Genomic DNA, 6,303 nt, shown 5'->3' with positions numbered 1-6,303 from the left:
AAGGAGCATCCATGTCTCAGACCGATACCGCACGCCTGCTCATCGCCTGCGATGACCAGCCCGGAATCGTCGCCGCCGTCGCCAACGTCCTCGCCGAGCACGGCGCGAACATCATCGCGCTCGACCAGCACTCCACGGATGCCGCGGGCGGACGCTTCTTCCAGCGCACGGTGATCCACCTCCCTGGACTCGCAGCGGCCCGCCCGGCGCTGGAAGCCTCGATGAGCGCCGTCGCCGAGAAGTTCAGCATGGAGTGGTCGCTGCACGACACCGCACGCCGCAAGCGGGTGGCGATCTTCGTCTCGAAGTACGACCACTGCCTGATGGAGCTGCTTTGGCGCCAGCAGCGCGGACAGCTCGACGTCGACATCACCATGGTCATCTCGAACCACCCCGATCTTGCCGAGTCGGTCCGCACGTTCGGCGTTCCGTTCGTGCACATTCCCGCGGGTTCGGGCACCGAGGCGAAAGCTGCCATGGAAACACGTCAGCTCGAACTGCTTCAGGGCAACGTCGATCTGGTCGTACTCGCCCGGTACATGCAGATCCTCACCGACGACTTCATCGAGAAGATCGGTGCGCCGGTCATCAACATCCACCATTCCTTCCTGCCGGCGTTCATCGGCGCGAACCCGTATGCACGCGCCAAGGAGCGCGGCGTGAAGCTCATCGGCGCGACCGCGCACTACGCGACCGCCGACCTCGATGAGGGACCGATCATCGAGCAGGACGTCACCCGCGTCACGCACGCCGATTCCGCGGCGCAGCTGCAGAGCCGGGGCGCGGACGTCGAGCGTCAGGTGCTCGCGCGCGCCGTGCAGTGGCACGCGGAGGACCGCGTGATCGTGCACGGCCGGTCGACGGTCATCCTCTAGGTCCCGCCACCGGGCGGGACCGGAGCGCCTAGAGGACCTTCGCGAGGAAGTCCTTCAGGCGGTCGCTCTTGGGGGATCCGAAGAGCTCGGCAGGAGTCGATTCCTCGACGACCACGCCGTCATCCATGAAGATCGTGCGGTCGGAGACCTCGCGGGCAAAGCCCATCTCGTGCGTCACGAGCACCATGGTCATGCCTCCCGCTGCCAGGTCCCCGATGACCTGCAGCACCTCGCCGACCATTTCCGGGTCGAGGGCGCTGGTGGCCTCGTCGAACAGCATGATCTCGGGGTCCATCGCCAGCGCACGGGCGATCGCCACGCGCTGCTTCTGACCGCCCGAGAGGGATGCCGGTTTCGCATCCGCCTTCTCGGCGAGCCCGACGCGCTCCAGCAGCGATATGGCTCGCTCGCGCGCTTTGCCCTTCGAGAGACGCCCGAGCTCGATCGGGGCGAGAGTGATGTTCTCCAGCACCGTCATGTGCGGGAACAGGTTGAAGTGCTGGAACACCATGCCGATGCGCTGTCGAACCTCGTCGAGCTTGACGCTCTTGTCGGTGAGGTCGACGCCGTCGATGATCGCCTGACCCGAGGTCGGCTCCTCGAGCTTGTTCAGGCAGCGCAGCAGAGTGGACTTTCCGGAGCCCGAGGGCCCGATGACCGCGACGACTTCGCCGTCCGCCACCGTGAGGTCGATGCCCTTGAGTACCTCGTTGCTTCCGAACGACTTGTGCAGGTCTCGAACGTCGATCTTGCTCATGCGTTGAACTTCCTCTCCAGGCGGTTCGCGAGCAGCGTCAGCAGCGTGATCACGACGAAGTAGATGATGGCGACGATGGTCAGCACCTGCGCCGACAGATAGGTCGAGGCGATGATCTGCCGCGACTGGAACGTGAGCTCGGCCAGGCCGATGACGCTGAGCAGCGATGTGTCCTTCAGCGTGATGATGCCCTGGTTCACGAACGACGGGAGCATGATGCGGAACGCCTGCGGCAGCACGACCTTCTGCATCGTCTTCCACTGGCCCAGCCCCAGAGAACGCGATGCCTCGGTCTGCCCGGGATCGACGGCCTGGATGCCGCCACGGATGATCTCGGTCATATACGCACCCGTGTTCAGCGACAGCGTGATCGCTCCGGCGATGAACGGGTTGAAGGTGAGTCCCGGAATCAGCTGCGGGATGGCGAAGAACACGAAGAACGCCTGGATCAGGATCGGTGTGCCGCGGAAGATATAGACGTACGCGGTGGAGACCCAGCGGAACAACGCGAACTTCGAGAGTCGTCCGAAGCCGAAGACGATACCGAGGATGAACGACACGACGATCGCCACGATCGTCGAAATGATCGTGAGCCACAGGCCTTCCATCAGGGCTGGCCAGTACTTCACCGCGACAGAGATAATGTCGGTCGGCTGCGTCGACTCCTCACCGCCGGCGAGGTACTGATCGACGATCTCGTCGTATTCGCCGGATGCCTGGACGTTCGCCAGACCGGTGTTGAACATGTCGAGCAGCTCGGGGTTCAGCCCCTTGTTGACCGCGAACCCGTACTCGCCGCCGAGCTCGGGCTCACCGATGAGACGGAAACCGGACCCCTGCTGGATGCCGTACGCGAGCACGGGGAAGTCCTCGAAGTATCCGACCGCCTGGCCGGCCTTCACGGCATCCACCATGTCGGTGGTGTCCTGGTACGGGGACACCGTGAAGCCGTACTCGTCCTTATTGTCGTCGGCGAACGTCTGACCCTGCGTGCCGGTCTTGACGGCGACGGTCTTGCCGTCGAGGTCGTCCAGGGACTGGATGTCGCTCGAGTCGAGCACGCCGAGCTGGATGCCACTGGTGAAGTACGGATCGCTGAAGTCGAATGCCTTCTTGCGTTCGTCGGTGATCGACATGCCGGCCATGACAGCGTCGACCTGGTTGGACTGCAGCGCCTGCACCGCGGCGTCGAAGCCGAGCTGTCGGATCTCGACCGTGAATCCCTGATCCTCAGCGATGGCGCGCAGGAGATCCATGTCGATGCCGACGAGTTCGCCGTCCGAGTTGGTGAACTCGAACGGCGCGAAGGTCGTGTCCGTGCCGATGACGAAGGTTTCGGAATCGTCGGCGGCCATGGCTGCGGACGTGCCGCCCAGCATCATGCCGGCTGCGACGAACAGCGTGAGCAGCAGTGCTCCGGCTGTGCGTCCGACCGCGCGCAGGCGCGCGATCGTGGAGGAAGGATTTCGGATCACGACGGGAACTCCTCGGATCGGATGACACGACCGGACAGCCGCACGATCATCCAGCCTAGAGCAGTGCGTCCCGAGGGTTGGGGTGTCGGTCAGCCGTTCACGATGTCGACGGCGAGACCGTGGGATGCCGCGGCCAGCCGCTTATCGTTCGTCCAGAGTTGTGATGCGCCACCGAGTTGCGCCGCTGCGAGATGCAGTGCGTCTGGTGTCTTCAGACCGTGACCCGCACGTAGTTCAGCAGCGCGCAGGTACGCCTCCGTACCGAGCTCAATGATCTCGAGGCGCTCGTAGAACGCGAGGTACCGGTCGCGCATCGCGTGGTCACGCGTACGCAACGGCACTGCGAGGCACTCAGGAAGGACGAGAGGGCTGGTCGCCAGTGGCTCCTCAGCGGAAGCCATAGCTCTCCGCAAAGAATGCCCGCGCTCGCCTGTATCCTCCATCGCGTAGATCAGGATGCAGGCATCGAGATAGATCATTCCCACGACTCGCGCTCTTCAGCGATCTGAGCCTCGATCTCATCCGTCGAACGACGACCGCGGCTCAGAAGCGGATTCGCTTCGAGCCACTCCACGATGGCCGGGCCATTCATGATCACGTCGGGCCTGCCGACGGGTACGACCTTGACCACGGGGATACCTCTGTTGGTGATCACCACTTCGTCGCCTGAACGGGCGTCGGCGATCAGCCGCGAAAGATTGTTCCGCGCATCGAGAACGCTGTACTGAGCCATACCACCATGTTAGCCATCTATCTGGCTAACTTCTACGGGTCGCACGAACATGTTGCCCAGTTTCAGTTGCTCACACTCCCGCGAGCAACTCGGCGAACACCTCCGAGGCGGTGTCGCGCGTCGCGAGCGGTGCTCCCTGGCCGAGCCACAGCGACTGCAGCTCCCCCAAGCCCTGCTCCCCCGCCGGTGCACGGAACCGTCCGGTGAGCCAGTTCTGCACGGGGAACGGGCCGCTCATGCCGCCGGCCTCGATCGCACGCACGGCACGGTTTCTGGCTCCGCGCGCGAGCCGTCCGCTCATCGCCTTCGTCAGCACGCTCTCGTCGGCGGCCGTCGAGCGGATCGCCGCGCGGTGCGAGTCATTGGCCGCAGACTCGTTGGTCGCCAGGAACGCGGTCCCGACCTGCACCCCCGATGCGCCGAGCGCGAGGGCCGCAGCGACTCCGCGCCGGTCGGCGACTCCACCGGCCGCGACCACGGGGACGGACACAGCATCCACCACCTGCGGCACGAGCGCGAACGTGCCGACCAGCGACTCCTCCGCGGGGCGCAGGAAAGAGACCCGATGCCCGGCGGCCTCGGCGCCGGAGGCGATGACGACGTCGACGCCGCCATCCTCGAGCGCGACGGCCTCGGCAACGGTCGTCGCCGTGCCGATGATGCGGATGCCGCGGCGATGCGCCTCATCGACGACATCTGCCGACGGCACGCCGTAGACGACGCTGAGAGCCGCGGGCGCAGCATCCCAGATCGCGTCGAGCTGCTCGTCGAGCGTCGGCAAGTATCGCTCGGGACGTGCGGGCACCTCGACGCCAACTGCCTCGTAGAACGGCTCGAGCGCCTGCGCAAAGATCGTGTGCTGCGCGCTCGGCGGAGCCTCGTCACCGGTCGGAAGCCAGATGTTCAGCGCGAACGGCTTGTCGGTCGCCTCACGAAGCGCGGCGGCGGTGTCACGGATCCGCGCACCGTCGTACCCGTACAGCCCGTACGCACCTAGCCCTCCCGCCTCGCTCACCGCAGCGGTCAGCGCGACCGATGACAGACCACCGAAAGCGCCGAGCAGAATCGGATGCTGGATGCCGAGGACTTCGCGCAGACCACTCATGCTTCCACGCTACGCGCCAGCTGGCCGCTGGTACTCTCTGTGACATGGCGGATGGAATCGAGCAGTTGCTGCAGCTCATGCTGTCTGCGCTCGGTGTGCTCGCGATGCCGGATCTCGCATCGCTCGACCTCGCCGCCTTCACCCTGGCGCTTGCCGTACTGACCGTCGCCGCGTTGGTCGTCGCGATCACGCTCGGCGTCGTGCAGGCGGGCCAGGGTTCATCGCCGCATCCGTTCCGCGCCATCGGCGCATCCGTTCTGCTCGCCCAGAGCGATCCGGGGGCCGACGGCCACCCGCGTCCCCGGGCGCCGGGAGTCGCGCGCGCCGTGTGACCTGTCCGTTCGTGACGGGAGCACGGCACTTCGCCGACTCTCCCGACACTCAGAACGGACACTCCCTTGGACATCTATACCTTCCCGCCGATCGCGGCGATCCTCGACGCCGCCTACGGCGCCCTGACCACCCTCTCCACGGCGCTCGAGCCGCTGGCAGGTTCCGCGGCCGCAGCGGCCGCCGTCATCCTCGTCACACTCCTCATCCGCGCCATCCTCATCCCCGTCGGCGTCTCACAGGCCAAGGCCGAGCAGACCCGCGCCCGGCTCGCGCCGAGACTTCGTGAGCTGCAGAAACGGCACAAGAAGAACCCCGAGCGCCTGCAGCGCGAAACGATGCAGCTGTACAAGGACGAGAACACATCACCCTTCGCCGGATGCCTGCCCGTGCTGCTGCAGGCACCCGTCGTCGGCATCCTGTACTCGCTATTCCTGCGCACCGACATCGCCGGGCACGCGAACGAACTGCTCACGCACGATCTCTTCGGCGCATCGCTCGGCACGAGCCTTGCGAGCATGCTGACCGCGGGTCCCTTCTCGCCAGCGACGCTGCTCGTATACCTCGTGCTGATCGCGATCATGATCGGGGTCGCCGAGGTCACGCGATGCGTGTTCCGCCCCGTCCCCGTCGAGGACTCGCCGCTCTCCTCCCCCGGGATGCTGCGCGCGATGAGTGCGCTGCACTATCTCAGCGCGGTCTTCGCCGTGTTCGTGCCGCTCGCCGCTTCGCTGTATCTGACCGTGACGGTGACATGGACGCTCATCCAGCGCGTCATCCTGCGACGGCGGCATCCGCTTCCGGTCGCCGCATGACCGCATGAAAAGGCCGCGAGCGCGATGAGTGCAGTGCATTCCGATCGCGCTCGCGGCCGAAGCGTTGGGGGAACGCTTTTGAGGGGGGTGAAACAGACCTTACTGACGCGACAGAGCCCTCAGAAGCGAGCTACGTCGAGAGAGCTCTGGCGCTTCGTCTAGAGATCGGTTCTGATCAGACGATCGGGAGCCGCGCGGATACCCGCCATCGGC

General features: G+C 65.6%; 8 protein-coding genes. 3 read left to right on the top strand and 5 right to left on the bottom strand.

From position 1 onward, the window contains the following. Nucleotides 1–11 precede the first annotated feature (11 nt). Entirely contained in the window at nucleotides 12–875 is an 864-nt protein-coding gene (purU, locus tag ACTIAO_RS16670) for a formyltetrahydrofolate deformylase (RefSeq protein WP_441907236.1), read from the top strand. 28 nt (nucleotides 876–903) lie between these two features. Here the strand turns inward: purU and ACTIAO_RS16665 are convergent, their stop codons facing one another. From ACTIAO_RS16665 to ACTIAO_RS16645, 5 genes are all read right to left on the bottom strand, one after another. Continuing rightward, the gene (locus ACTIAO_RS16665) at nucleotides 904–1,632 is read right to left on the bottom strand and encodes an amino acid ABC transporter ATP-binding protein (protein ID WP_441907234.1); all 729 of its coding nucleotides are present in this window, start codon (nucleotides 1,630–1,632) and stop codon (nucleotides 904–906) included. After that, a complete protein-coding gene (locus tag ACTIAO_RS16660; protein ID WP_441907233.1) occupies nucleotides 1,629–3,107 on the bottom strand; it encodes an amino acid ABC transporter substrate-binding protein/permease in 1,479 nt (492 codons plus the stop codon). Before ACTIAO_RS16660 ends, ACTIAO_RS16665 begins: the two co-directional genes overlap by 4 nt. Nucleotides 3,108–3,196: 89 nt before the next feature. Next, on the bottom strand, nucleotides 3,197–3,586 hold the full coding sequence (locus ACTIAO_RS16655; RefSeq protein ID WP_441907235.1) for a type II toxin-antitoxin system VapC family toxin: 390 nt from the start codon (nucleotides 3,584–3,586) through the stop codon (nucleotides 3,197–3,199). After that, complete coding sequence (locus tag ACTIAO_RS16650) at nucleotides 3,583–3,840, bottom strand: type II toxin-antitoxin system Phd/YefM family antitoxin (RefSeq protein WP_441907231.1); 258 nt, start codon at nucleotides 3,838–3,840, stop codon at nucleotides 3,583–3,585. The genes ACTIAO_RS16655 and ACTIAO_RS16650 overlap by 4 nt, the downstream gene beginning before the upstream one ends. 70 nt (nucleotides 3,841–3,910) lie before the next feature. Continuing rightward, nucleotides 3,911–4,945, bottom strand: coding sequence for an NAD(P)H-dependent flavin oxidoreductase (locus ACTIAO_RS16645; protein ID WP_441907230.1), 1,035 nt, complete (start codon nucleotides 4,943–4,945; stop codon nucleotides 3,911–3,913). 44 nt (nucleotides 4,946–4,989) lie between these two features. On the opposite strand from ACTIAO_RS16645, the gene ACTIAO_RS16640 reads away from it, so the two are divergent. Beyond that, nucleotides 4,990–5,277 carry a DUF6412 domain-containing protein gene (locus tag ACTIAO_RS16640; RefSeq protein WP_441907229.1) on the top strand — a complete coding sequence of 96 codons (288 nt, stop codon included), beginning with the start codon at nucleotides 4,990–4,992 and terminating at the stop codon, nucleotides 5,275–5,277. Between the two features lie 66 nt (nucleotides 5,278–5,343). Next, entirely contained in the window at nucleotides 5,344–6,090 is a 747-nt protein-coding gene (locus ACTIAO_RS16635) for a YidC/Oxa1 family membrane protein insertase (protein ID WP_441907228.1), read from the top strand. The last annotated feature ends 213 nt before the right edge of the window (nucleotides 6,091–6,303 follow it).

This window comes from Microbacterium sp., assembly GCF_052099035.1.
Lineage (GTDB): Bacteria > Actinomycetota > Actinomycetes > Actinomycetales > Microbacteriaceae > Microbacterium.
The sequence above is the reverse complement of the archived record's forward strand: the minus strand, read 5'-3'. Positions and strand labels throughout refer to the sequence as shown.

Coding starts and splice junctions, on each gene's coding strand:
- purU (WP_441907236.1), top strand. CDS start 12: ATGTCTCAGACCGATACCGCACGCCTGCTCATCGCCTGCGATGACCAG.
- ACTIAO_RS16655 (WP_441907235.1), bottom strand. CDS start 3,586: ATGATCTATCTCGATGCCTGCATCCTGATCTACGCGATGGAGGATACA.
- ACTIAO_RS16665 (WP_441907234.1), bottom strand. CDS start 1,632: ATGAGCAAGATCGACGTTCGAGACCTGCACAAGTCGTTCGGAAGCAAC.
- ACTIAO_RS16650 (WP_441907231.1), bottom strand. CDS start 3,840: ATGGCTCAGTACAGCGTTCTCGATGCGCGGAACAATCTTTCGCGGCTG.
- ACTIAO_RS16640 (WP_441907229.1), top strand. CDS start 4,990: ATGGCGGATGGAATCGAGCAGTTGCTGCAGCTCATGCTGTCTGCGCTC.
- ACTIAO_RS16645 (WP_441907230.1), bottom strand. CDS start 4,945: ATGAGTGGTCTGCGCGAAGTCCTCGGCATCCAGCATCCGATTCTGCTC.